Source organism: Yersinia sp. 2540 StPb PI (assembly GCF_052217165.1).
Taxonomy (GTDB): Bacteria; Pseudomonadota; Gammaproteobacteria; order Enterobacterales; family Enterobacteriaceae; genus Yersinia; species Yersinia enterocolitica_E.
Genome location: NZ_JAZGQC010000001.1, coordinates 711,638 through 736,872, shown reverse-complemented (window position 1 = coordinate 736,872; position 25,235 = coordinate 711,638). Strand labels below are relative to the sequence as shown.

Here is a 25,235-nt window from a genome sequence, read left to right as displayed (position 1 = left end):
GTTTATGGAAAATGTGCAGATACGCCATGTGGAGTTCACCGACTATCCCGCTTTGCGGCGGTTATTTTCTCATCCACAGGTTTATCGCGACACGTTACAGCTTCCCCTACCTTCTGAAGAGATGTGGGCCAAAAGAATTAAAGATTTTCCCGCCGGGATGCATAGCCTGGTGGCATGTATTGACGAGGAGATCGTTGGACAACTGACTGTCGAAGCCAACCAACGGGCACGGCGTAAGCATGTCGCCACTTTTGGTATTGCTGTTGATGCAAATTACTGTGGACAAGGCATCGGCAGTGCATTAATGACTGCTATGATTGAATTATGTGATAACTGGTTGAATATACAACGTATTGAGCTAACAGTGTTTGTCGATAACCTGGCGGCTATCGCGCTTTACCGCAAGTTTGGCTTTGAAATTGAAGGTACCAGCCCACGCTTTGCTTTTCGCGAGGGCCAATATATCGATGCGTATCATATGGGGCGAATCAAGATATCCGCCTAATCCTCAGGGGATAGTGTACCAACCTATCCCCTGCCATAACTGAATATGACTAAATGTTCGCGGTTTCTTTAATATAGTGGCGGGCTTTCACTGCATACTCAAATGGATTAGCGATAGCCGGATCCTGCTCTGCCTCTACGACCATCCAGCCCTGATAACCTTTTTCATCCAGCAATTTAAATACCGGACGGAAATCAATTACCCCATCGCCCGGTACAGTGAACATGCCTTTTTTCACCCCATCGAGGAAACTGAGTTTATTCACTTTCACATCAGCCACTATTTCATCCCGCACATCTTTTAAATGAACATGATTAATACGCGGCAGGTATTTCTCCAAAATAGCCAGCATCGCCGCCTGGCTCCCCTCAGAAACATAGGCATGACCTGTATCAAAGAGCAGATATACATCGTCGTTAACCATACTCATATAACGATCTATTTCTTCGGTAGTTTGGATCCCCGTCCCCATATGGTGGTGCAAACAGACTTGCATACCTTTGGTTGCCGCAATCTTGGCTAATTCGTTATAACCATCAGCAACTCGCTGCCATTGCACATCGGTGAAGTGTGGTTTTTCTTCAAATACTGCCTTCGTCGTCCCTTGAATGCTCTTACTTTGTTCTGAGCAACCAATCACTTTTGCCCCCATTATATGGAGGAAATTCATATGATTAATAAATTCATCAATGGTCTTGGCCCGCCGGTCATCGGCAAAGAAAGTGCTAAACCATGCATTACAAATCTGCATACCGCGCAGCTCAAGCATAGGTTTAAGTACGTTAGGATCTCGCGGGTATTTACTACCAACCTCGCAACCAGTAAATCCTGCAAGAGCCATTTCACTGATACATTGTTGGAAGGTATTTTCTTTGCCTAAGTCAGGCATATCATCATTGGTCCAGCCAATTGGCGCGATTGCTAACTTCACACGTTCTTTATTCATAATAAACCTCTGCGATACATCCAATTTATAGAGATGAATACAATTAAAATGTGATTAATTGCCCGTCTTTAATGCAGAAAAATATACCGTTGGCGCTTGAAGCTGCGGCGTTGTTCACCGCAACGTCAATAACGTTGGGTTACGTTTTTATTTAAAATCTTAAAGAGAACTTGCAACTGAGGCCGCCGGGCGACTTTATTTCCCCAACAATTCGCGCTCAATACGTTCGCGAGTAGCCACCGCCTGATGCACCATTTTTTCTGGATAACCAAAAAGAGAAGTCGCAATAATTGACTCACCACCGACTTTAAAGGTGCGATTAGCGAAATCCATATCGCGCAGAGTTTGAAATAAGGCAGAGAAATCGACTTCCCCTTCACCAATACCAACATGTTGATGAATAACCGCATCAACACCCGGTGGATTCACAATATAACGGCAATGCTTGGTGTGATTCATGGTGTCGGCAATCAATACATGAGAAAGGTCAACACCCGCATATTTCAGCATGCTGGCAACGTCCCCTTTGCCTTTATCGTAGAAAAAGGTATGGGGCACGCTATACAGATACTTCACATTATCGCTGCGGAGTGATTTCACTAAATCTGCGGTTTCATTATTTTCTTCACAAAAATCCCACGGATGAGATTGAATCTCTACCCGAATCCCTTCCCGTTCAATAATCGGCAATAACTCTTCCATTGAGCGATACCACATCTCTTCGCAAACTTCTGGCTCATTTGGATCGCCAGAAAGTTCGGTATTAATCACAGAGACACCCATTTCAACTGCAATTTCAATCATTCTCTTCCAGTTGGTCACCGCAGCCTGCCGCCTTGCCTCGAGTGGCCCAGCCCAACGATAAACCACAATAAAGGAAGATATTTGCACCCCGGTTTCTTTTAGTACTTTCTTATATTCAGCAACAACTTCGCGGCCCGCTTTTGGGTGTTTATAAAATGGGTTTAACTGCGGATGCGGTGATTGTTCAATATAGTCATATCCCCATTCTGCCACTTGACGAACCATATTGCTGATACCAAGGTCTTTAATGACATCAACATCAAATGCAATCTTCATCGCTCCCCCGTTTCACGCAAGATACATGCAAGCTTGAGATAAACTCCATTTGCAACAAAAAACCTGACTATGCGGCAGCAGGCTAGCTAGCGCACAGGCAGCAGAGTTTGATGTTATTTATTATAAAAATCAGGTCGTGGCGGCAAACTCACAGGAACAATTTCACCGCTGTTCTGTGCCGCAATACAGGCATCCGCAGTAACGGCGGCAGCAAAACCATCCCAGGCAGAAGGACCGGTGAGTTTTTCAGCTAAAACGTCATTGATAAATGCTTGTAACTCAACATCATAAGCATCAATAAAGCGGTCTTTCCAATCGGTCAGTATTTCATGCGATAGCCGTGCCTGGCTGCGCATCAGCACGGATGAGGGTTCTGGTAATTTTGCAATACCGGTATCACCTACCACTTCACATTGAATATCATAGCCATATTGGCAATTCACAAAGATTTCAACATCAATGCGCGTTCCTTTCGCCGTTTCAAATAACACCACCTGCGGGTCTTTCAGATGCGCTTTAGCGTGTTTGGCTTTACGTGGGAAAACAACCTGAACGGAGACATAATCATCATCCAGCAGCCAGCGCAGTACATCAATCTCATGGATCAATGTGTCAGTAATAGCCATATTGGTGGTGTAATTTTCGCCGACTCTCGGGTTACGGTGAGCACAATGCAGCATCAAAGGTTCACCGATTTCCCCACGAGTAATCACATCTTTCAGTGCGCGATAACCTTGATCATAAGGGCGCATAAACCCAACCTGAACCAAGCGCTTACCCTTGGCGGCTTCAGCGTCTACAATTCGCTTACACCCTTCAGCTGTCACCGCCAACGGCTTTTCACAAAATACATATTTACCCGCAGCAATGGCTGCCAGAACAAACTCTTCGTGGCTCGGCCCCCAAGATGTGACTAATACCGCATCCACCTCTTTTGCATTAATCACTTCATGCCCATCGGCATAGATATTCGCCTCAATACCCAGATCACGAATAACTTTAGTGGCATGCTGCTGATTGATATCCGTTACAGCAACCACACGAGCACCCTGTAAAACTTTACTGCAACGACGAATATGATCCTGGCCGATAGCACCTGTTCCGATGACACCAATATTTAACGACATATTATTTTCCTCATGAAGTTTCGGTTTGCAGGTGATACCTGCTCGTTTTACGACTTCACATCCAGCTCAAGTTGCAGGTGCGTTGGCAGCCCTCATGACTCGGCACATCCCTGTACCGCCATTTTGTGTGTTGAAAGCTATTGGGTATAACGCATTGATTGCCTGCTTAATTAGCCTTAGTAATCACGGGCTTTGGCGATATTTTTTTCCAGTTCACGAACGACTGCATCGGTTCGTTCACTTTCAGAAACTTGAGCAACCCCAACCCGCCACCAACTCAGGTATTTATGTACCATGGTCTTTGGCAGCACTTTTATGTCAATCAAGGTAGAAATTGCCTGCGAATGGGCATCGGTTAATGCATCGATCAGTTGTTGCTCGGTAGAAACACGATATGTTTTACAGCCATAGGCGGCAGCCAGCATGGCAAAATCAACCGGAACAAGACTGCCATCTAATTGGCCTGTGTCCTCATTACGAAAGCGGAATTCTGTGGCATAGCTGTCCATGCCATGTTCCATTTGCAGGTTATTGATGCAGCCATTCGTCATGTTATCGAACAGCACAACGTTAATTTTTTTACGCTCTTGAATAGAGGTAACCAGTTCGGAATGCAGCATCATAAATGCGCCGTCCCCAACCAATGAGTAGACCTCCCTGTCTGGTTCAGCTAGCTTCACACCCAGTGCGGCACCCACCTCATAACCCATGCACGAATAACCGTATTCGACGTGATAGTCGTTACTCCCTTTGGTACGCCACACCCGCTGTAAATCGCCGGGCAAACTACCCGCAGCCGCAACAATGATGGCATCAGGAGGTAATGTGTTATTCAGTACTCCCAGCACTTGGCTTTGCGTCAAGAAAGAGCCGGTTTTATTGATAAATTCAGCAAAAACCTGTTCACGGTCCAAATGGTCATTAATTTCAGGAACGAAATCGTCGGCACGGTATTGCACCTGATAAACCCGCTGCGTTTCAGCTAATTGTTCCGCGCGCATGCGAGCAATTTCACCCCCCCATCCGGCTTGATAACCGGTAGTGCCAAGCTGTTGATGCAATGCTGATAATGCCTCACGCGCATCAGCCAACAATTGCAAACCATCCAATTTACCGGCATCAAAGGCACTGACATTAATATTCAGGAATGAAACGTCTGGATTCTGGAATAACCATTTAGAAGACGTGGTGAAATCGCTATAGCGAGTGCCAACGCCGATCACCAGATCCGCCTGTTTTGCTAATGTGTTAGCAGCCAGGCAACCGGTTTCACCAATACCACCAAGATTTAATTCATGTTCTGAGCTGATAGTGCCTTTACCGGCTTGCGTTTCTACCCACGGCAAACCAAAACATTCAGCAAATCGTTGCAATGCCTGGCCGGCTTGCGAGTATTTCACCCCTCCCCCACACACCAAAATGGGCTTGCGTTTGGCAGTCAGTAACGCAATGGCATCAGCCAGCATGGCGGCACTGGCAGGGCGTCTGTCAAGGCGATGAACTCGCTTGTGGAAGAAATAGTCAGGATAGTCATAGGCTTCAGCCTGCACATCTTGTGGCAAGCTCAGTGTCACAGCCCCCGTTTCTGCCGGATCAGTCAGAACCCGCATCGCATTAATACAGGCGCTCATCAGTTGTTCTGGCCGCGTAATGCGATCCCAGTATTTACTAACCGGTTTGAATGCATCATTAGTGCTGATGCTAATGTCATGAGATTGTTCTATTTGTTGTAACACCGGGTCCGGTTGGCGGGATGCAAATACGTCGCCTGGGAGCAATAGTAGGGGAATACGATTGGCCGTTGCCGTTGCAGCGGCGGTAATCATATTAGCGCTGCCCGGCCCGACGGATGAGGTGCAGGCATAAATTTGCTGGCGCAGTTTTTGTTTGGCAAAACCGGTAGCGGCATGGGCCATCCCTTGCTCATTCCGCCCCTGATGAACCACTAAATCGCCACAGTTTTGTTCCAACGCCTGCCCCATTCCCAGCACATTACCGTGGCCAAAAATAGCAAAAATCCCTTTGATAAATTTGATTTCCTGACCATCAACTTGCAGGTATTGGTTGTCCAAAAACCGGACTAATGCCTGTGCAGTGGTTAGCCGAATCTTATTCATTTACCCATCCTTTGCTCTGTTGCGCTACATCATGGTGACCAAGTGACGTTCAGCCCCTGAAGATACATATGCCGGAGAGAAGCAGCAGACTTGTTAGCTTTCGCCTGGCTGACGACAGTAAGGAGAAACATAGCAGGGATTATAAACAAATATTTTTTTCATAAAATCAAATTACAGAAGAAACATTTCATTCTGCGATGAAGATCAAATATTCTCAGAAACACTGAAATAACGCGTCCCCGGCTTACCATGCGATTGACCGTTCATTTTCAATCGTCAATAAAATCGCATAACTAATTGATATTAGTATACTATTTTGATTTTAATTCTTCTTTGCTACACCTCGGAAACACTGCCAATAACCGGTCTAAGCTTTTGGTGTAAGTCCCATTTTCAGACCTGATATGAGGCTTTTATCTTCGTCACACAACCGGGGAATAAATTTCATTTAACCTTGAACTTGAAATTTTTATTCCTCATACTGGTTTTAGAAATGTCATTACAGGTTTATTTCATCGGTCACTGTCGGGGCTTGGTTTAATACAGAAGGAAATGGGGATGGGTACACAACACAAAGTACTGGATGTCATATGTATCGGCCGTATTGCCGTCGATTTTTATGGGCAGCAGATTGGTGCCCGGCTGGAAGATACCAGTACATTTGCCAAATATTTAGGCGGGTCATCAGGTAATGTTGCTTATGGCACCGCAATTCAGGGCTTGAAGTCAGGCATGCTGGCACGTGTTGGCGATGAACATATGGGCCGTTTCCTACGCGAGGAATTACAGCGTGTTGGGTCTGATACCCGTTTTCTTATTACTGATAAACAGCGGCTGACAGGTTTGGTTATTCTGGGTATTAAAGATCAAGAGACTTTTCCACTGATCTTTTACCGTGAAAACTGCGCTGATATGGCCCTGACACCAGATGATATTGACGAGACATATATTGCTTCATCACGCGCGCTGGCAATCACGGGTACACATCTTTCGCATCCGAATACCCGAGCAGCAGTGCTAAAAGCATTGGAATATGCCCATAAGTATGGGTTGCGCACAGCGCTCGATATTGATTATCGCCCGGTATTATGGGGCCTGACCTCACTTGGAGACGGTGAAACGCGTTTCATAGAGTCGCAAAAAGTAACGCAGGAATTGCAGGAAGTACTGCATCATTTCAATTTAATCGTTGGTACAGAAGAAGAATTTCACATTGCGGGGGGGAGCACAGATACGCTGACAGCCCTGCAAAATGTGCGTAAAACTACGCCAGCGACACTGGTTTGCAAGCGCGGAGCACAAGGTTGCTCTGTTTTTGAAGGGGATATTCCCACCCGTTGGGAGTCAATCAAACTGCATTCTGGTGTGCGCGTCGAGGTTCTCAACGTATTAGGGGCTGGCGATGCCTTCATGTCTGGCCTGCTGCGCGGTTATCTGAATGATGAAGGCTGGGAGCAAGCCTGCCGCTACGCCAATGCCTGTGGGGCGCTAGTTGTTTCACGTCATGGTTGTGCTCCAGCGATGCCGACAAAAATTGAACTGGATGATTATCTTAGCCGCGAATATTCCGTGCCACGCCCTGACAAGGATAGCCGCCTTAATCATTTACATCGGGTGACTACCCGTAAGCAACAGTGGCCTGAACTTTGTGTTTTTGCCTTTGACCACCGCAAACAATTGGCTGATATGGCCCGTGAAGCCGGTGTTGGTGAAGAGCGCATCCCAAAACTTAAGACATTGTTGCTACAAGCAGCGCAACAAGCCGCTTTGGAGTCTGGATTGGAGCATAAAAGTGGCATTCTGGCTGATACGACATATGGTCAGGAGGCGCTCAATATCATTACCGGCCAGGGATGGTGGATAGGCCGCCCCATAGAATTACCCAGTTCCAGACCATTACGGCTTGAACACGGTAATATTGGTTCCCAGCTAATAGATTGGCCACTGGAACATGTGGTTAAGTGTCTGGTTTTTTATCATCCCCAAGACCGTGCAGAACTGCGCCAACAGCAGGATGAGCTGATTGTGGATGTATATCGTGGATGCTGTAAATCAGGACATGAATTGCTACTGGAAGTGATTTTACCTGAAGATAATAAGGATAAGGATGAGCGCTATTATATTGAAACTATGGCTCATTTCTATCAGCTAGGCATTCAGCCAGATTGGTGGAAGCTGCCGCCGCTAACGGCAGAAAACTGGCAACTGGTTGGCAAACTGATTGAAACTCAAGATCCCTATTGCCGAGGTGTATTAATTCTTGGGCTGGACTCGACAGAGGCCGTATTAAAAGCAGGGTTTGCCGCTGCTGCACACGCCCCGTGGGTTAAAGGTTTTGCTGTCGGCCGGACCATTTTTGGCCAGGCATCGCGCCACTGGTTACAAGGTGAATTGAATGATGCCGAGTTAATGACACAAGTGAAACAAAATTACCAAACCCTGATCGGTTATTGGCGTGACTATCGTCCTGCTATTTGAATTAAAAACTGCTCTATCGGCGCTGAAGTGATACTGCCTCAGCGCCACTATTATGCCGCTATCTACGCTGTTTATTCCCCATAAAGCCAAAAAAATCCTGATTTCTATCAAAGTTAATAAAGGAATATCTTTAGATTTCATTCATTTCTATTAATATAGTTTGGTGAATTTATTTAAGTTGCGATGAAATAAAAGCAAATACTGACATCAATAAATGAAATTTTCCAACCACCTGTTAGAATACTGTCAGATAGACTCAAAGAACTTGGGGTTGCAGCCAGCCAAAGCGAACACATCTCAACGAGCTGACACATGTAAGTCATTCGGGTGAATAACCTTAGCTAACAACCTTGCAGCTTTAAGTACGAAGGGAATAACCCCTGAAATTTCCTCTGCCGTGGGCCGAATGGATGAATAACCCTACTCAACTTTCATTGTTACAAGACCAAATTCGTCATCGCTATGAGACGTTAAGCAAGCGCTTAAAACAAGTTGCCCGTTATATATTGGATAACAGTAATAGCATTGCATTTGATACGGTTGCTTCTATTGCGGCTCAAGCCGACGTACCACCTTCAACATTGATCCGATTTGCTAATGCCTTTAATTTCAGTGGCTTCAACGAAATGAAACAGGTATTCCGCCAGCATTTGATGGAAGAAACCGTTAACTATACCGAGCGAGCACGGTTATTCCGCCAAACATCAACAGATGGCAGCACGGCACCAGAAAGTCCGGCAGAAATACTGAATGTATTTACCATGGTAAATGCACAAGCGCTGCAACAACTGGCCGTACAAACCAGCGCAGAACAGTTGGAGAGAGCAGTTGAATTGTTGAAAAATGCTGAAAATATCTATGTGATTGGTCTACGTCGCTCTTTTAGTGTTGCTTCTTATCTCACCTATGCGTTACGCCATCTGGAACGTCGTGCTTTTCTGATCGATGGGTTAGGGGGAATGTTCGCTGAACAACTGAGCATGGTGAAACCCAAAGACGTAGTGATCGCCATTAGTTATTCACCTTATGCGCAAGAGGCGTTAGAACTGGTGGAATTAGGGGCGAAGAGTGGTGCACAACAGATTGCGATTACAGATAGCCAGGTCAGCCCATTAGCGGCTTTTAGCGATGTGTGTTTTGTCGTGCGAGAAGCTCAAGTTGACGGTTTCCGTTCGCAAGTAGCCTCTATGTGTCTGGCACAAACATTGGCAGTTTCACTGGCACTGAATAACGCGAAAGAGTAAACACTCCAATAGGAGGCTCTGTTCGTTTTTCGTCATTTCTGCTCACACCTAGAATGGGTAGGGTTTCTCCTACCCCATTATTATATGCTTTAGCCAGAGTAAGTTAGCTGTTATTAACCGGATAGTTATCGCTGTTGATCCATGCGTGATCTTTCTCCCAGGTAAATTTCCATAACCGTACCGGCCCTGCCATCACATTCAAATAATAGTTGTCGTAGCCTGCTAACGTTGCCACCGGGTGATAACCTTTGGGGACTTTCACCACATCACGGTTATAAACAGGCATACACTCATCCAATGAACGGTCGTCAGTATAAACACGCTGCATACAGAAGCCCTGTTCAGGGTTCAACCGGTGATAATAGGTTTCTTCAAGATAAGTTTCGTCGGTAGAATTTTCCTGATCGTGTTTATGACTTGGATATGAGCTGGTGTTCCCTTCGTCTGTGTAGACCTCTACCACCAGCAAACTGTCCGCAGGCTCACTGTCAGGCAGAATATTATGCACTAACCGCTGGTTGCGCCCCTTACCGCGCCGTTCGACCCCGACATCAGCCGGCGTAATCAGGCGGGAAGGCAAATGTCCCTGTGCAGGGGCACGGCATACCGCCAATTCCAAGTCAGTTTCTGCCACCACTTTCACATGATCATGATGCGGGACATAAACAGAATAAGGCGGTGTTCGTTCGAACGGACTCATACGTTTACCAATATGTGGGTATTCAGCGTGCAGAGTTGAAACTGAAGCAACACCAGCAACCAATACCAGACAGAGTTCATTGTCACCACTGTCCAGAACTAATGCTTTACCCGCAGTAAGACGATAGACATCAAATCCAACAAAACGCCAACCCGCATTTTGCGGTGAAATGTGTTGAATACGTCCATCCGCATCCGGTAACTGACATTTGGCAAGCAGTGAAGACATAATAACTCTCCTGTTAACACTTGAAATTAACCCAAGGCACACCCACTGATAGCATTAGCCAAGTGTTGGCATACTGTACTCTGAAACCGTTTGCTGGCCGGTAGGCCAACGGGCAGTGGTTGTTTTCATCCGGGTATAAAAACGCACGCCATCGGTACCGTGAACATTTAACGCACCGAATACCGAGCGCTTCCAGCCACCAAAGCTATGGAATGCCATTGGGACAGGTACTGGAACATTGACGCCAACCATTCCGGCCTGAACTTCATGCACAAATAGCCGCGCATAGTGGCCGCTACTGGTAAAAATAGCGCTGCCGTTGCCAAACTCATGGCTATTAACTGTATCAATGGCTGTTTGGTAATCAGGGACTCTGACAATACCCAGTACCGGCCCAAAAATCTCTTCCCGATAGATTTTCATCTCTGGCGTGACATGGTCAAACAGAGTGCCGCCTACATAATATCCCTGCTCATAACCTGCAACTTTATAATTGCGGCCATCGGTGACTAACGTTGCGCCCTCTTTCACACCTTGATCGATATAACCGAGCACTTTTTTCTGATGGGTGGCAGAGATTAGCGGCCCCATCTCATTTTCTTCACCACCTTGCTGCAAGCCTGGGCCGACTCGCAAGTGAGTGATGAGTGGTTTTAACTTCTCAATTAATTTGTCCGCAGTGTCATCACCCACGACAACCGCAATCGGCAAAGCCATACAACGTTCACCCGCCGAACCAAATGCACCACCCATCAATGCATTTACTGTGGCATCCAAATCAGCGTCAGGCATGATAATTGCCTGATTTTTAGCAGCACCAAATGCTTGTACGCGCTTACCGTGCGCACTGGCAGTAGTATAAATATGTTCAGCTACGGTAGAAGATCCAACAAAACTGACGGCCTGAATTCGTGGGTCAGTGCAGAGTTGGGCTGCACTCTCATTTGAACAGTGAATAACATTGAATACACCATCCGGTAACCCAGCTTCAGTCAACAATTCCGCCAGACGAACAGAGGCTGACGGGTCTAATGCCGGTGGCTTCAGGATAAAGGTATTGCCGCAAGTTAAGGCGACGGGAAACATCCACATCGGGACCATTGCTGGGAAGTTAAACGGTGTTATACCTGCGACCACACCTAACGGTTGCATCATGGAAAAACAATCCACCCCCGTACCAACATCTGCGGAATATTCACCTTTCAAGAGATGTGGAATGCCACAGGCAAACTCGACGACTTCCAGCCCACGGGTGATCTCACCCAACGCATCGGAATAAACCTTGCCGTGCTCACGGACAATCAACTCAGCCAGCTCATCACGATGTTGCTCAATCAGCGCTTTAAAGTTGAACATAATACGGGCGCGACGCAGTGGGGTAGTCCGTGACCAATCGGCAAATGCTTGATGGGCCACGCCGATAGCCTGATTAACTTCCTCGGCAGTACTTTGCGTAACCTGGCTTTCGACTTTACCGGTGGCTGGATTATGAATCTCGGCAGTCTGATTGCTGGAACTCAGGGAATTCTTCCCGCCAATAAAGTTACTCACGATTTTCATGTCTAACCCTCTTCTCAATAGCTGCTACCGCAAGGTTCGCTCAAAGTGGCTTTAACCTGACACCCATTCCTAACGGACCATACGCTCAATCAGTAAAGGCTATCTTGTGGTGGGACCAAAATAGCCAGCAAGGCGACCAGCCACCCGAGAGGCGAAAAACCAGCCGACATGCAGACTCTATTCCATTGAAAAAAAAGTTTCAAATAACTTCTTTTAGAAATTTTGTTTTGTGCGATGTATCGCAAGTTCCTGTAAGGCTTTAACACCGCCATCAAAAAAGCCAGATAGCCCACGCAACGCGCCAAAAAGGCTAAAAAATCTCGTTATTTTGCGATAAACAAATTGTTAAGGTTAAAAAAACAACGGCAATAACTCGATTTCATTGGTTGTTAATGCAAGCTGAATCGCTTTTTTAGCTTAATTTTTGAACCGCATCTAAAAATTAATGTTTCGTTATTTAATTTAAATGAAATAAATGTTCTTATTTTGAGCTATATATGGCATTTACCACAGCAGGAGCAGAGCACCATGTCCATCGCGCAAGATCGTTTCTGTATTAATCGCAAAATCGCCCCGAATCTCAGTATTGAGAATTTTTTCCGTCTGGTTAAGAAATGTGGCTTAAATAAGGTTGAGCTACGCAATGATATGCCCGGTGGAAAAGTGACTGACGAGCTAAGTACGGCCCAACTCAATGCACTGGCTGATGAACATCAAATTGAGATTGTTACTATCAATGCATTGCAATATTTTAATCTGCCAGAGCAGCGAGGCGAGCTACTACAAGAAGCGGAAAACATGCTCAAGTTGGCACGGGATATCAACTGTCACGGAGTCATTCTGTGCCCGAACTGTAGTGCCAGTGACAGACGTTCAGCCGAGCAAAAAGAGCATGACACCCTGGATGCACTGCGGCTACTTGCCCCCCTGTTTAAGAAATATCAAGTCACTGGATTAGTTGAGCCTTTAGGCTTTGGAATCAGTTCATTGCGTTCTCATCTGGTAACACAATCACTGATCCGCACATCGGCCGCCCCCTACCAAATGGTGTTGGATACTTTCCATTACTATCTGAGTGATATCGCTCAGGCCGAGTTTGATGCACATATTGACGTTAATATAATTGGCTTAGTACACCTTTCCGGCGTCGAAGAGAACAGGTTGAAATCCACACTGACTGATGAAGACCGCATTATGCTCAGCGAGCAAGATAAGTTGAACAGTAAGCAACAAGTCGCAAATCTTGAACGTCTGGGTTACCAGGGAATCTATGCTTTTGAACCGTTTTCGTCACAACTAAATATTTGGTCTGAAGCTGATATAGAAAGAGAAATTCGCCAGAGCATGGCTTATTTACAAAGCTAATCAGCCCTACTGATACTGGGGCTGATAACTGACTATTGGGCTTAACATTTTAAAACGGAACTCAAGACATCGGCTCGGGGTGCCTGTTTTCTTAGACATCCCGACATGCTAACTATATTGGCAAAATCACTATCTTCTCTGCTCATTATGAGCAGAATCACGGCTATCTGGCGCTACGATTGCTCCAGCGTACGACCAGGCTAGCTGCACCCGCGAGGGTAATCAGACTAACTACAGCAGTCCATCCCATTTTTTCCAACATCAGGCTGCCTAAAGCTGAACCAACCGCCATCCCAACAAACACACCGGTAAATAACAAGGCATTGAGCCGGCTGCGAGCTGCAGGTTCCAGGCTGTAAATAATGGTTTGATGTGCTATCAGTGTCGCCTGAACGCCGAAATCAAAACCAATCGCGCTGATGACCATAAGCCCAATCTGGTATTGAAGTGGCAATAGCGGCAGAAGAAATAACGCTGCAAATGAGAGGGTTGCCACACTTGCACCAATCAAAGTAACCCTATGTGGCCCACGGCGATCCGCCAATGCTCCAGCCAGAGGAGCCGCCAAAGCACCTGCAGCACCGGCAAGACCAAACGCACCGGCAACAGCACTACCAAGATGATAAGTATCTTGTAACATCACTGCTAGTGTTGACCAAAAAGCACTGAATCCGACCGATAACAACCCTTGTGATAGCGCCGCACGGCGCAAGGTTTTAAACTGAAGCCACAAGTGAATCATCGACCTAAGTAGTGCTGGATAACTCAGTGTTGAAGCTGCGGGAACCCGAGGTAAACCGCGCCATATCACCAGCGTTATAAAAATAACTGACAGCGCCGCACCGATATACAGCACCCGCCAACTAAAATATTCGGCGACAAAACCACTCAGCACCCGCGACAATAGAATCCCCAGCAATAAGCCCGTCATTACAGTTCCGACGGTCTTACCCCGTTGTGCTGCTGAAGCCAATGTCGCTGATGCAGGAACAATGTCCTGCGCCATGGTTGCGGCAATCCCGACCACCAAGCTGGTGACTAACAACCCATTGATACCAGAGATAAAACCACTGCACAGCAACGCTGCGGTAAGCAAAAGACCTTTCAATAAAATAACAATCCGACGATCGTGGCGATCACCTAGCGGGGCGAGCAACAAGATACCTAAAGCATAACCAATCTGTGTCAGTGTCGGCACCATACCAACCGTACCTACACTGGCATGCAGGTCGGTACCCATAACACCCAATAATGGCTGACTATAATAAATTGAGGCAACGCTAAGCCCAGCGCCGGTTGCCAACATAAGAACTGTCCGGCCGGAAAGGGTTTTCTCAGGACTATCTAAAGTACTTGGTATGGTTTGAATGGCTGACATGGCGGCTACCTATAATGATATTGAGTCAGTATTTTTGCCTGAGTAGACATGTGTTGGTAGTCGCCTAAAGAGTAAAACTGTTATACGCTTAACGTATGATAGAACCCGGTTTGACTGGCATTGATCGTATAGAGTTAATGCAGACATTTATCCGCATCGTTGAGGCTGGTAGTTTATCGGCAGCAGCAGTACGTCTGGGTACAAGCCAGCCGACGATTAGCCGGCGGTTACAGACACTGGAACGCCTGCTTGGCCTGAAATTATTGCAGCGCACTACGCATGTTATGAAGCTCACCGACGATGGCGAACGCTGCTATTCCCATGCTAAAGCACTGGTTGAAAACTGGCATAGGATGGAGGATGACCTGCGCGGGGCCACGGACGAGCCCAGAGGAGTACTGCGAGTTTTAGTGCCGCACGCGTTCGGGCAAGATCAATTAATCAAACCGCTTAAAGACTATTTAGGCCGTTATCCGAAAATGTCCGTGGAATGGATACTAAATGATCGCCGCCCGGATTTCATCGTGGAAGGTATTGATTGCGCCATTCAAGTTGGAGCCGTCACCGATCCTTCGGTGATTGCGATTCTGCTGGCCGAGGTGCCGCGTATTGTCGTCGCCGCGCCTGAATTGCTCAATGATAAGCCGCTACCGCTACATCCTGACCAATTGCAGGATTTACGCTGGCTGGCGTTAAGCTCATTTTACCGTAATGAAGTCGTCCTAAATCATCAGACGAGTGGTGACATACATCGTTTTTCTATCCAGCCACAATTGAGTACCGACAGTCTGTATGCCTTACGTAATGCCGCACTCGCGGGGGTCGGGGTAGGAATCGCCTCAACGTGGGTGGTAAGCGAAGATCTTGCACAAGGGCGGTTAGTACATCTAACTCCCGATTGGCACGGATTACCTTTGCCCATCTATCTGGTTTATCCCCATGCCAGTTTTTACCCAGCAAGATTACGGGCATTTTTAGATATTATGCGCCACGCCATGCCGAGTCTGGCTGGCACGCAACCCCCAGCGCAAAAATAGAAAAACCAGCCCGAGGACTGGTTCTTGATAATGACAGATACCTTTTAAGGATTGTGCAGATAAAGCAATTAATTCTATCGCAGCCATCCTTCATTGGTGAAAAACTTAGCGCCTTCCGTTGTAGTCAAATAAGCCATGAATTGCGCCGCACCTATATCTGCTTTCGGTGAAATTGCCATATTGAAGTCGCGGTAAATTCGTCTTTCCGGCTCAATAGTCACCATATCGACTTTATCCGCGTTAGCAATCGGCCAGTCACTCCAGGTGATCCAGGCATCTGCTTTTAACCGTTGGAAGGCCTTAAATGCAGCACCACTTCCCTGCTCATAGGCCACGATATGTGACCGTACTTGTTTGATATCTTCCAGCCGGCCCAAACGCCCGGCAATATCTTCCCACAAACCGGTACCTGAGGTGTTGTAGGTTCCTTTACCTTCGGTCACCACAATTTTGACCGGTTGTTTGATCAGATCCTCAAAACTCTTAATATTTTTAGGATTACCTTTTGCTACTGCAATCACTGCCGGATGAATAAACATCGGCACAACATCCTTGCTGGCCACAAAAGGATAATTCTCCAGATACGCCGTCATCGATTGCTCTGAAGCACTGAAAATAATATCAGCACGTTGCTGGGCATCTTTTGACCATTTCTCCTCTGGTCCGTAGATTATTTCCACACGTTGTCCGGTCTTTTGCTGAAAACTCTCTGCGGCTTTTATCAACGCGGTGTGAGGTCCGCCCGGCCCATAGACGCGAACCACGCCATCGTTGGGTTGATGGATGATATTAGTATCGAGAAATTGGCCGCTGGCGTAGGACAGCGCCGATGCCATGATACTCAGTGTTCCAATGATTAACTTTCTAATTTTCATCAACTATTCTCATCGTTATACCGTTGAAGCAGACAGTTCAATACAGGTACCTTTGAACAGAACCTTGCTTGCAGGATTATTATTTGCCGTAATGAAAAGCTCACTGCTGTTTTTGACAGTATTCCATTCCGTTGGCGTGAGTAATTTAGGGACGGTTAAATCAGTAAATCGCCCTAATAACACCGTCTGACCGGTATCTTTATTTCGTGCCCATAACATGGCTGTTTCCATTCCTGCATCGGTTGACTGATGACGGGCATTCCATTTCAAGCGAATACTTGATTCCCCTGGTTTGTCACCTTTGTAAGCCATCAGGACAAAGTGGTCGGCCTTTTCTGCGGACGACATAACTGCGATATAGCTGGGCATGGCGACTTGCGGCTTGGCCATAAACAACATAGTGCTGGAAAACAGCAATAACAGTGCCGCGCAAGCGAGCGACAATGTTGGCCACTTTCTTTGCCCCAACCATGCCCACAACCCCGGTTTTACTGGTTGTCCCAATGTGGTCTGAATATTTTTCCATACCCATGAAGGGGGCTTATCTGATGTCATTGGTTCCAGTCCACTTAAACGTGAATGCCACTGCATAACCAGCTCATACCAGCTTTCATCTTCCGCCATCAGAGATTCAAGACGTTTTCTGGTTTTGGGGGATAATGTGCCAAGTAAATACTGACTCACCAGATGTTCCCGGATGATTAAATTGCGATATCGACCCGGAGTTAAGTGTCCATGCATTGTTTTAACTCCTTTAGGCCGCGCCGTATCCACGATTTGACCGTGCCCAACGGACGCGCCAATCGTTCAACAATTTCCTCATGGGAATAACCATGGATATAAGCCAACCTTATCGCTTGCCTTTTTTCTTGTGTCAGCGAAAAAATACAGCGATTTAAAATGGCAAGGTGAGCTGCGGTATCGGTTTCATCTTCTTTCCCCACTTCCGATAACATGTCTGCCTCTTCAAAACTAGGATGATGACGGCCATGCTGTCGGACATGGTCAATAGCCAGATTACGCATTAATTGACACATCCAGGCCCAGGGATAAGTTGTTGGGCTGCGGTCAGCAGCAAACCAGACTTTGAGATACCCCTCTTGTAATAGCTCGGCGGCAATATCTCGATCAGCCACAATTTTCATGATTAAGCCGTATAACTTGCGATTAGTTTGGCTATATAAGGTTTCAAAAGCCTGCCTGTCTCGGAGCTTGATCCGAGAGAAAAGTTTCTGTAGTTCTTCATTTGCTGTGACCACAATAACCTCAGACGCGTTATTTAAAGATGAACCAGATGCCAGACATCTTTTATCTGATCACCCGTGATATCACCGGGTTGTTTATCTTTAATCCAAGAATATAAAGGCTGGTCCTGATAGGCCCACTGATAGGTACCATCTTTACGTGCAACAACGCTGAACGGCGCACTGGCTTTGTCATCTTTTTGGGCTGCTAACGGCGGCCAATTTGCGGCGCAATCTTCATAGCATACCGATATCCCTTTGCTGTCTTTAGAGAAGGTATAGAGCGACATATTGTCTTTATTGGCTAAAATCTTGCCGGAGTCGGTGGTGTAAACTTTGACCGGCGCCCTATCTGCACGGGCAAGTGACCATATATTCTTAAAGCCCGCTCCGGTAATATCCCCAGGCTGTTGATCTTTATGCCAGAGATAAAGTGGGCGATGGTTCAGTGTCCATTGCAGACTACCATCCGCACGTTTAATTTTATCCAGCCCAGGGAGTTGAGTGGCATTATCTTTTACCAACAACGGTGGCCAAGCCTTGGCACAATCCTTGTAGCAATTGGACAAGTCTTGCTTGTCATTATCGAAGGTATACAGGGTCATACCTTTACTGTCGGTATAAACTTGTCCTAACGTAGTCTCTTTTACTGCGACATCAGAAGCCAGAGCCGAGAATGCCAGTAAGCCGATCATTGCAGGTAGCAAGCGGAGTTTCATCGTTGATATCCTTGTTGTGTGTTTGATTACTCTGATAGAGACGTTCAGGTGATCATTTTGGATGCACTCAAAGGAAAATATTTTTGAATTTATGTTTTTGCTGCAATAGCAGATGAGCTCAATACTGCATAGCTCCTACCTTTGATATTAGGTTAATATACGGGTATACGACGCAATTTTGCTCGTAACTCACTAATGGATATATAAACTTCAGACAGTTATTAATTCCCCCCAGATACAAACACCCACATTATTTAATGATATTAAAATTACAGTACGTATTCTGTGGTGAGTCATATTTCTATATGTAAGCAGTGATTTTTATATGTTTCATTCTATATAGGTCTAGCACTAGCAATTTATATACTGCCATTCCCCCGTCATTATCTATATTACCAGGCCTTTCGCCATTAATGATAATGATTATCATCTGCATGCCATTTATTCTAAAAATCAAGGTTAGTTTACCTAGCTTTTAATTTCTTTAATTTTTGATTTTGTGGATTTTTATTTTATTAATGCTGTATTTTTAAGTGTAATAAGTACTGTGAAGAGAGTGCATTTAGCGATTCAGCGTGGTTTCCTATCGGAGCTTTACTTTAAAATGTCCCTTAATAGTTGTTTTCACCCTTTGATTTAAACTTATTAATTAAAAAACAGCATGTTAGATTTTATTTACTGAGAAGTAAGTGAGATGGCTGAGGGGTTATTAAACTAAAAAAGACCAATAAACAATCGAATTCATACAGTGGTGTAGGAATTTTATTTTTAATTCGTAGGCTTAATTACCGAATTAATAAGATTATTTTCATTTCCATATGGAAATGGATTATTTAATTCTTTAAATTAAAAACATAATAAGCTGCTAAAATGATCTTAATCCACATTAACGGTTACTTTTTTATATGTAGACGATCTAAAAATCTTCGGCAAAGATAGTATTTAGCATAATACACTACAAACCAATATTGCTTGCAGACCATTGATCTGTGATATCGGTGTTTACTAGATGAATCGATCGCGTATACTTCAATCCATAGCAAGAGAGTACAGCGATAAGGACATTTCAAGTTTCTAAAATGCTTTATATACAGTACGGACATTGTGAATATTAGAAACCCGCTTTACTCCTACTATTAAAAGATATTTAAAGTATCGTTTTCGCTACCAAGCACACACATTGAGTTTCGACATTTATTGGATTGTTAAAAGAACTCATCAACTGGTCTTATTGTCCAGCAGCGATAAATAGATATCTAATGGATTCTTGTGGAATAACCACAATCGAATTAACACACAACAGTACCGAGTTATTTAACTCATACATCTATTACTAATTGGAAATTTAAATGAAAAAGTTAGCTATTATTGCCTCAATCGTTGCTGCATTCGCGGGTGTTAACGCTGCTCAAGCCGCTTCTACCGGTACCATCACTTTTAACGGTGAACTGACAGCATCTACTTGTGACGTGTCCGTCGACGGCCAGGGTGCAGACGCAACAGTAGTACTGCCAACTGTCGGTACTAACCAGTTGACTTCTGCTAACCAGGTTGCAGGCAGCACCGGCTTTAACATGGCACTGAGCAACTGTGCTGGCACCCTGAAAACAGTTTCGGCTTTCTTTGAAGCAGGCCCAAGTGTTGATGTGGTTACCGGTCACCTGAAAAACGTAAGCGGTACTGCTGGCCAGGTTAGCCTGGAACTGCTGGACGCGTCTAACGCCATGGCACCAATTAAAGCCGGTAACAGCAGCCAGACAACCAGCACGACTTATATTGATGCTGCTACGGGTTCTGCAACACTGCCGTATGCGGTTCAATATTATGCTGATGGCGCAACCACTGCCGGTACTGTTGTCAGCAACGTGGTTTACTCTATTCAATACAAATAAGTATTAACGAGTAACACAGAAATATAAAAGGGCAGATATCTGCCCTTTTTGACGATAAGCACTAAAATTAAAGCATGCACACATTCATTAAGTGTCGAGGTTGTTATGAACAGCACTAACCGTTTTTTATTAACTGTCTTCTCAGCCTTGTTCTTGATTCTATTTGTCGGACGCTCTGTTCAGGCCAGTGTGGTTATTACCGGCACCCGGGTAATTTATCCGGAAAAACAAAAAGAAGTGACGGTAAAGGTGAATAACACCGGCACCGGCCCGGTGGTATTACAAAGCTGGATTGATAACGGGGATGTGAATGCCCGCCCGGAAACGTTAAAAGTGCCTTTTGTACTGACACCACCGATTAACCGGGTTGAGCCGAATAAAAGCCAGACACTGCGCATCAGTTATACCGGTGCGGCTTTACCAAAAGATAAAGAATCTGTTTTTTGGTTAAATGTCTTAGAGATCCCGGCTAAAGCGGATGCGGGTAGCAGCCAGAACTATTTACAGATGGCCTACCGTTCCCGTATTAAATTGTTCTTCCGTCCTACCGGTTTGGTCGGTAATCCCAATGATGCCGCACAATCTTTAGTCTGGACCAAAGTCCCCGGCGGACTTAAAGTCACCAATCCGACACCGTTTCATGTTTCGTTGGTCACGGTGGGGATAACGGGCAGTAAAACAGCGCCGGTTGAAGGCCAAATGATTAGCCCTAATAATTCGCTGACCTTTTCGTTACCGGGAAATACCGCCGGCAATAATGTTGATTTTGAATTTGTTAATGATTATGGCGCACTCAATAAACTGAGCCAGCCCATTAAACCTTAATTTAATTTATATACAGCAGTCATACACAGCGTCCGCTGGTTATCTCGTGGGGGCGGAATACGTCTGTACACTACGGAATAATTGAATAATGAAACACCCTGCAATGCCTTTTTCAGCAGAACAGCCTACCCGCAATGTTGGTTTAACGCCCGTTGCGGCGGCGATTATTACCGTTTTTTTGTCACCCACTGTTTTTGCTGTTGATAGCATTGGAAAAACAGAGAGTACTGTATCACTTGAGCCTAATAAACCTCAGGCTGTGGAGTTTGACAGTATTTACTTAAATACCGAACACGGTGGTTCCGGCATTGATTTAAGCCGCTTCTCGAAAGGGGGCAGCGTGTTACCCGGCATTTACCGGGCTGACATTTATTTAAACAATACCCTGATTGGCAATGAGAATGTGGAGTTTAAGGCCCGCGACGATAAAAGTGTCCATGCCTGCTTATCCTCGTCGGTCATTGCCAGCCTTAATCTCAAACCTGACGCGCTGCCGCCTGAATCACTGGCTCCGCTGAAAAAAGACGCGGGCTGTGTTGATCTGGCGTCGCTGATCCCCGATGCCCAGGTGACTTTTGACAGCGGCGAACAACGGCTGGATATCGCTATTCCCCAGGCATTGTTACTCCGTACCGCCCGTGGCACCGTCAATCCGGCCTTGTGGGACAGCGGCGTGACGTCAGGGATGTTGGGCTATTCACTCAATGGCTACAGCTCCTCCGCCAACGGACAGACATTTAACTCGGCTTTTGCCGGGATTAACACCGGGCTAAACCTCGGCTCATGGTATTTCCGTCATAACGGCTCGTATAACTGGCAAGAAGACGGTGACAGCAAATACACCAGTATTAACAGTTATGTGCAGCGGGATGTCCCGGCTGCACTGGGCCGGGTGTTGCTGGGGCAATCCAATACCACCGGGCAGTTATTCGATACCGTGCCTTTTACCGGGGCACAATTCAGCACCGATGACCGCATGTTGCCAGAGTCCCTGCGTGGTTATGCGCCGGAAGTGCGCGGGATTGCCCGCACCAATGCGCTGGTGACCGTGCGCCAGAGTGGTCAGGTGTTGTATGAAACCACGGTTTCGCCGGGCGAATTTATCATTGATGACCTCTATCCGACCGGCTACGGCGGCAATCTGGATGTCACGGTGCGTGAAGCCGACGGCAGCACACAGAACTTCCAGGTGCCGTTTGCGGCAGTGGCGCAATTGCTGCGCCCCGGTTCGCAGCGCTACAGCCTGACGGTGGGTAAAGTGCGCAATGATTCGCTCTCCTTTACCCCGGGTCTTTATCAGGGAACCTATCAGCGTGGTCTGAACAACAGCATTACCGGTTATACCGGGGCGCAGGCCAGTGAAGACTATTATGCCGTGCAGGTCGGGACCGCGTTCAGTACCCCGATTGGGGCGGTGGCGGTTGACGTGACCCAGGCCAATACCCGCCTGCGTAACGGCAATGAAAGTGGCCAGAGCTATCAGGTCAGTTACAGCAAGGTGATTGCTGAAACCAACAGTAACCTGAGTGTGGCGGCGCACCGCTTTTCGACTCAGGGCTATCTCGATTTCGCCACGGCGATGCAAACCCTTGATGCTGAACGTCAGGGCTATGACGCCAACAGTATCTACCGGGCAAAAAACCGCTTAACCGTGACCGCCAATCAGGGATTACCGGACGGCTGGGGCCAGATGTATATCAGTGGTTCTTTGCAGGATTACTGGAATAAAGGTGGCAGTGACCAGCAGTATCAGGTGGGTTACAGCAACAACTATAAAAGCATGACCTACGGTGTCAGCGTGAACCGCAGCCGCTCCGGGTTTGGCGAGATGCAAAATACTTATCTGGTCAGTATGAGTTTCCCGTTGGGGCGTAATGACCAGCAGAACGTGCCGCAAATGCGACTGGAAATGAACCGCAATGGTCAGGGCAACTGGGGCGAACAGGCATCGGTTTCAGGCAGTGCCGGCGAGCAAAGCCAGTTCAGTTATGGGGCGACCGCCATGAACAGCAACGGCGGGTCGGGGGCCAGTGGCAGTGTCAATGGTCAGTACCGCGGTTCTAAAGCCACCAGTATGGCGTCTTACGGTGGCGGTCGCGACTATCAGAGTGGCTCGGTCGGCATTTCAGGCAGCATGATTGCCCACCCCGGCGGCGTGACATTAACGCCGTACAGCAGTGAGACCTTTGCGGTGGTGGAAGCGAAGGGCGCTGAAGGGGCCGAAGTGTCCGGTTACTCCGGCGTGAAAATTGACTCCCGGGGTTATGCCGTGGTGCCGTACCTGAGTGCCTATCAGATGAATGAGATAACCATCGATCCGAAGGGGACCTCTTATGACGTGGAGCTGGAATCCACCAGTCAGAAAGTGGCGCCGAATGCCGGAGCGGTGGTGATGGTGAAATATAAAAGTACCAAGGGCTATCCGATATTGGTCAATGCCACCCAGTCAGATGGCGAGCCGGTGCCGTTTGGGTCGCAAGTATTAGACACCAAAGGTCAGGTAGTGGGTTCTGTCGGTCAGGGTGGTCAGATTTATGCGCGGGTGAGCGAGGAGCGTGGCCGTTTGCAAGTCAGTTGGGGTGAAGGTACCGGCCAGCAATGTTACCTGAACTATATTCTGCCGCCGCAATTAGCCAACGGTAAAGCCAGCGCGATGATGCGGTTTACCTCGACCTGTGTGCCTCAGGGTCAGGTTGATGAGCGTCGGGCCACGACCATAAAAAGTGAGTGATATCATGAAAAAGCTCCTGTTGGTTTGTCTGGTTTTGATGCCAATAAAATCAGTTTACGCATTGACTTGCACCTATATCACGGGCAGGGAGGCGATAAATACTACCATTCAGCTTCAGGGTGCCAATATTACTGTAGGCCCTGACATGCCAGACGGTACAGTGCTGTACCGACAATATTTCAAGCCATCGTTTCAACCTGCGATCAATTGCGATGGTGGCCATACTTTTACTGTAAATGATGTGATAAGGCTGGCACCCAGACCATTATCATCCTGGAATGGAAACCCTTATCCCGGGCAAATATATGAAACCGGTGTTCCAGGTATTGGCTTTGTTGCCTGGTACTCTGGCACTCCGTTTCCGAGGTTAAGAACCCAGGGAACTGCCCCTGGTTCCGTCACTCGCAGCTTTGCACCTGAATTCGACATCTCTTTAGTCAAGATAGGACCGGTAACCCCCGGTATTCTGCTTGGGTCTAATCTCCTCACGGTTGGGGTTGATTATAATGTGCAGGGTGTACCTACCATGCCAATATTGACGGCAAACTTTGGTGGTTCGATCAATATAGTTTCACGTACCTGCACAACACCCAGCAATATCAATGTTCAACTGGGCAGTCATAATATAAATACCGAATTTAAAAGTGTCGGCAGTGTGACACCGTGGATAGATGCGAGTATTAAATTTACGGATTGCCCCTATTTTTATGGGACGAAAGAGGATGGCCGAAATTTCTTTTATTCAAACGATGGCACTCAGGGTACTGGCGCCTCTAAAGCGAATACCATTACAGTTTCACTGACACCATCAAACCCTATTATTAATTCTACCAGTGGCATTATGGCGGTCAACTCATCGACACAAATGCCCGCAGCTCAAGGTGTAGGGATTCAATTAGGTTCGGGGAATAATACCGAAACACCGGTGCCATTTAATTTTGGCTCTACCCCGAGATTTACGCCGGCTAATGATGGTACACCGACGTTTAAAATTCCATTATCCGCACGGTATTACCAAACCAGTGCGACAGTACAGCCCGGCAGAGCCGATGGAAGGCTAACGTTTACCATTAATTATTATTAGAAACAGTACCTAAGCGATTACAAATATTCTCACTTTATTTTCATCACGGTGAGATGAGTTAATAAGTAAACATTGGAATTTACACCTGCTTCGATGATCA

The 25,235-nt window shown here is 46.6% G+C and carries 20 protein-coding genes; 9 read left to right on the top strand and 11 right to left on the bottom strand.

The annotated features are described in order from the left end of the window. The first annotated feature begins 4 nt into the window (after positions 1–4). Positions 5–505 (top strand): GNAT family N-acetyltransferase, encoded by a 501-nt coding sequence (locus tag V1956_RS03230; RefSeq protein ID WP_372560686.1) that lies wholly within the window; start codon positions 5–7, stop codon positions 503–505. A gap of 49 nt (positions 506–554) precedes the next feature. On the opposite strand, the gene iolE is transcribed toward V1956_RS03230, so the two are convergent. The 4 genes from iolE to iolD form a co-directional block, all read right to left on the bottom strand. Beyond that, positions 555–1,451, bottom strand: coding sequence for a myo-inosose-2 dehydratase (gene iolE, locus V1956_RS03225; RefSeq protein ID WP_420074955.1), 897 nt, complete (start codon positions 1,449–1,451; stop codon positions 555–557). A gap of 195 nt (positions 1,452–1,646) precedes the next feature. Further along, positions 1,647–2,531 (bottom strand): sugar phosphate isomerase/epimerase family protein, encoded by an 885-nt coding sequence (locus V1956_RS03220; protein ID WP_372560292.1) that lies wholly within the window; start codon positions 2,529–2,531, stop codon positions 1,647–1,649. Positions 2,532–2,644: 113 nt separating this feature from the next. Beyond that, on the bottom strand, positions 2,645–3,658 hold the full coding sequence (locus V1956_RS03215) for a Gfo/Idh/MocA family protein (protein WP_372560291.1): 1,014 nt from the start codon (positions 3,656–3,658) through the stop codon (positions 2,645–2,647). A gap of 176 nt (positions 3,659–3,834) precedes the next feature. After that, positions 3,835–5,775 carry a 3D-(3,5/4)-trihydroxycyclohexane-1,2-dione acylhydrolase (decyclizing) gene (iolD, locus tag V1956_RS03210; RefSeq protein ID WP_420074956.1) on the bottom strand — a complete coding sequence of 647 codons (1,941 nt, stop codon included), beginning with the start codon at positions 5,773–5,775 and terminating at the stop codon, positions 3,835–3,837. Positions 5,776–6,333: 558 nt separating this feature from the next. Between iolD and V1956_RS03205 the strand changes: the two genes are divergently transcribed. After that, positions 6,334–8,253, top strand: coding sequence for a bifunctional 5-dehydro-2-deoxygluconokinase/5-dehydro-2-deoxyphosphogluconate aldolase (locus tag V1956_RS03205; protein ID WP_420071078.1), 1,920 nt, complete (start codon positions 6,334–6,336; stop codon positions 8,251–8,253). 410 nt (positions 8,254–8,663) lie between these two features. Then, positions 8,664–9,497, top strand: coding sequence for a MurR/RpiR family transcriptional regulator (locus tag V1956_RS03200; RefSeq protein WP_372560288.1), 834 nt, complete (start codon positions 8,664–8,666; stop codon positions 9,495–9,497). A gap of 103 nt (positions 9,498–9,600) precedes the next feature. Here V1956_RS03200 and iolB read toward each other — a convergent pair whose 3' ends face one another. Then, positions 9,601–10,425, bottom strand: coding sequence for a 5-deoxy-glucuronate isomerase (iolB, locus tag V1956_RS03195; protein WP_083161299.1), 825 nt, complete (start codon positions 10,423–10,425; stop codon positions 9,601–9,603). A 54-nt stretch (positions 10,426–10,479) separates the two neighbouring features. Further along, positions 10,480–11,985 carry a CoA-acylating methylmalonate-semialdehyde dehydrogenase gene (locus V1956_RS03190; protein ID WP_372560287.1) on the bottom strand — a complete coding sequence of 502 codons (1,506 nt, stop codon included), beginning with the start codon at positions 11,983–11,985 and terminating at the stop codon, positions 10,480–10,482. A gap of 528 nt (positions 11,986–12,513) precedes the next feature. On the opposite strand from V1956_RS03190, the gene V1956_RS03185 reads away from it, so the two are divergent. Beyond that, on the top strand, positions 12,514–13,350 hold the full coding sequence (locus tag V1956_RS03185; protein WP_442824804.1) for a TIM barrel protein: 837 nt from the start codon (positions 12,514–12,516) through the stop codon (positions 13,348–13,350). Positions 13,351–13,513: 163 nt separating this feature from the next. Here V1956_RS03185 and V1956_RS03180 read toward each other — a convergent pair whose 3' ends face one another. Next, on the bottom strand, positions 13,514–14,728 hold the full coding sequence (locus tag V1956_RS03180; RefSeq protein WP_420072280.1) for an MFS transporter: 1,215 nt from the start codon (positions 14,726–14,728) through the stop codon (positions 13,514–13,516). A 95-nt stretch (positions 14,729–14,823) separates the two neighbouring features. Between V1956_RS03180 and V1956_RS03175 the strand changes: the two genes are divergently transcribed. Then, positions 14,824–15,765 (top strand): LysR family transcriptional regulator, encoded by a 942-nt coding sequence (locus V1956_RS03175; protein ID WP_442824803.1) that lies wholly within the window; start codon positions 14,824–14,826, stop codon positions 15,763–15,765. A 74-nt stretch (positions 15,766–15,839) separates the two neighbouring features. Here the strand turns inward: V1956_RS03175 and V1956_RS03170 are convergent, their stop codons facing one another. Genes V1956_RS03170 through V1956_RS03155 form a run of 4 tightly spaced genes read right to left on the bottom strand, consistent with a single transcriptional unit; the run spans position 15,840 to position 18,603 of the window. Further along, positions 15,840–16,640: a substrate-binding domain-containing protein gene (locus tag V1956_RS03170; protein ID WP_420072282.1), complete on the bottom strand. Its 801-nt coding sequence runs from the start codon at positions 16,638–16,640 to the stop codon at positions 15,840–15,842. 15 nt (positions 16,641–16,655) lie between these two features. Then, complete coding sequence (locus tag V1956_RS03165; RefSeq protein ID WP_420072283.1) at positions 16,656–17,381, bottom strand: hypothetical protein; 726 nt, start codon at positions 17,379–17,381, stop codon at positions 16,656–16,658. Continuing rightward, the gene (locus V1956_RS03160) at positions 17,366–17,899 is read right to left on the bottom strand and encodes an RNA polymerase sigma factor (RefSeq protein ID WP_420072284.1); all 534 of its coding nucleotides are present in this window, start codon (positions 17,897–17,899) and stop codon (positions 17,366–17,368) included. Before V1956_RS03160 ends, V1956_RS03165 begins: the two co-directional genes overlap by 16 nt. Positions 17,900–17,919: 20 nt before the next feature. Then, positions 17,920–18,603, bottom strand: coding sequence for a hypothetical protein (locus V1956_RS03155; protein ID WP_420072285.1), 684 nt, complete (start codon positions 18,601–18,603; stop codon positions 17,920–17,922). 1,349 nt (positions 18,604–19,952) lie between these two features. Between V1956_RS03155 and V1956_RS03150 the strand changes: the two genes are divergently transcribed. The 4 genes from V1956_RS03150 (at position 19,953) to V1956_RS03135 (ending at position 25,135) form a co-directional block, all read left to right on the top strand. Beyond that, positions 19,953–20,495: a fimbrial protein gene (locus V1956_RS03150; RefSeq protein ID WP_372560258.1), complete on the top strand. Its 543-nt coding sequence runs from the start codon at positions 19,953–19,955 to the stop codon at positions 20,493–20,495. Positions 20,496–20,600: 105 nt separating this feature from the next. Beyond that, positions 20,601–21,320 (top strand): fimbrial biogenesis chaperone, encoded by a 720-nt coding sequence (locus tag V1956_RS03145; protein WP_420075510.1) that lies wholly within the window; start codon positions 20,601–20,603, stop codon positions 21,318–21,320. 88 nt (positions 21,321–21,408) lie between these two features. Then, positions 21,409–24,051 carry a fimbria/pilus outer membrane usher protein gene (locus V1956_RS03140; protein WP_442824802.1) on the top strand — a complete coding sequence of 881 codons (2,643 nt, stop codon included), beginning with the start codon at positions 21,409–21,411 and terminating at the stop codon, positions 24,049–24,051. Positions 24,052–24,055: 4 nt separating this feature from the next. After that, the gene (locus V1956_RS03135; protein WP_442824801.1) at positions 24,056–25,135 is read left to right on the top strand and encodes a fimbrial protein; all 1,080 of its coding nucleotides are present in this window, start codon (positions 24,056–24,058) and stop codon (positions 25,133–25,135) included. The last annotated feature ends 100 nt before the right edge of the window (positions 25,136–25,235 follow it).

What these genes read in the sequence shown, in the direction of transcription:
- V1956_RS03170 (WP_420072282.1), bottom strand. Translation starts at nt 16,640, where the DNA reads ATGAAAATTAGAAAGTTAATCATTGGAACACTGAGTATCATGGCATCG.
- V1956_RS03185 (WP_442824804.1), top strand. Translation starts at nt 12,514, where the DNA reads ATGTCCATCGCGCAAGATCGTTTCTGTATTAATCGCAAAATCGCCCCG.
- V1956_RS03230 (WP_372560686.1), top strand. Translation starts at nt 5, where the DNA reads ATGGAAAATGTGCAGATACGCCATGTGGAGTTCACCGACTATCCCGCT.
- iolD (WP_420074956.1), bottom strand. Translation starts at nt 5,775, where the DNA reads ATGAATAAGATTCGGCTAACCACTGCACAGGCATTAGTCCGGTTTTTG.
- V1956_RS03175 (WP_442824803.1), top strand. Translation starts at nt 14,824, where the DNA reads ATGATAGAACCCGGTTTGACTGGCATTGATCGTATAGAGTTAATGCAG.
- V1956_RS03165 (WP_420072283.1), bottom strand. Translation starts at nt 17,381, where the DNA reads ATGCATGGACACTTAACTCCGGGTCGATATCGCAATTTAATCATCCGG.
- V1956_RS03135 (WP_442824801.1), top strand. Translation starts at nt 24,056, where the DNA reads ATGAAAAAGCTCCTGTTGGTTTGTCTGGTTTTGATGCCAATAAAATCA.
- V1956_RS03180 (WP_420072280.1), bottom strand. Translation starts at nt 14,728, where the DNA reads ATGTCAGCCATTCAAACCATACCAAGTACTTTAGATAGTCCTGAGAAA.
- V1956_RS03155 (WP_420072285.1), bottom strand. Translation starts at nt 18,603, where the DNA reads ATGAAACTCCGCTTGCTACCTGCAATGATCGGCTTACTGGCATTCTCG.
- iolE (WP_420074955.1), bottom strand. Translation starts at nt 1,451, where the DNA reads ATGAATAAAGAACGTGTGAAGTTAGCAATCGCGCCAATTGGCTGGACC.
- V1956_RS03145 (WP_420075510.1), top strand. Translation starts at nt 20,601, where the DNA reads ATGAACAGCACTAACCGTTTTTTATTAACTGTCTTCTCAGCCTTGTTC.
- V1956_RS03190 (WP_372560287.1), bottom strand. Translation starts at nt 11,985, where the DNA reads ATGAAAATCGTGAGTAACTTTATTGGCGGGAAGAATTCCCTGAGTTCC.
- V1956_RS03200 (WP_372560288.1), top strand. Translation starts at nt 8,664, where the DNA reads ATGAATAACCCTACTCAACTTTCATTGTTACAAGACCAAATTCGTCAT.
- V1956_RS03205 (WP_420071078.1), top strand. Translation starts at nt 6,334, where the DNA reads ATGGGTACACAACACAAAGTACTGGATGTCATATGTATCGGCCGTATT.
- V1956_RS03220 (WP_372560292.1), bottom strand. Translation starts at nt 2,531, where the DNA reads ATGAAGATTGCATTTGATGTTGATGTCATTAAAGACCTTGGTATCAGC.
- iolB (WP_083161299.1), bottom strand. Translation starts at nt 10,425, where the DNA reads ATGTCTTCACTGCTTGCCAAATGTCAGTTACCGGATGCGGATGGACGT.
- V1956_RS03140 (WP_442824802.1), top strand. Translation starts at nt 21,409, where the DNA reads ATGAAACACCCTGCAATGCCTTTTTCAGCAGAACAGCCTACCCGCAAT.
- V1956_RS03215 (WP_372560291.1), bottom strand. Translation starts at nt 3,658, where the DNA reads ATGTCGTTAAATATTGGTGTCATCGGAACAGGTGCTATCGGCCAGGAT.
- V1956_RS03150 (WP_372560258.1), top strand. Translation starts at nt 19,953, where the DNA reads ATGAAAAAGTTAGCTATTATTGCCTCAATCGTTGCTGCATTCGCGGGT.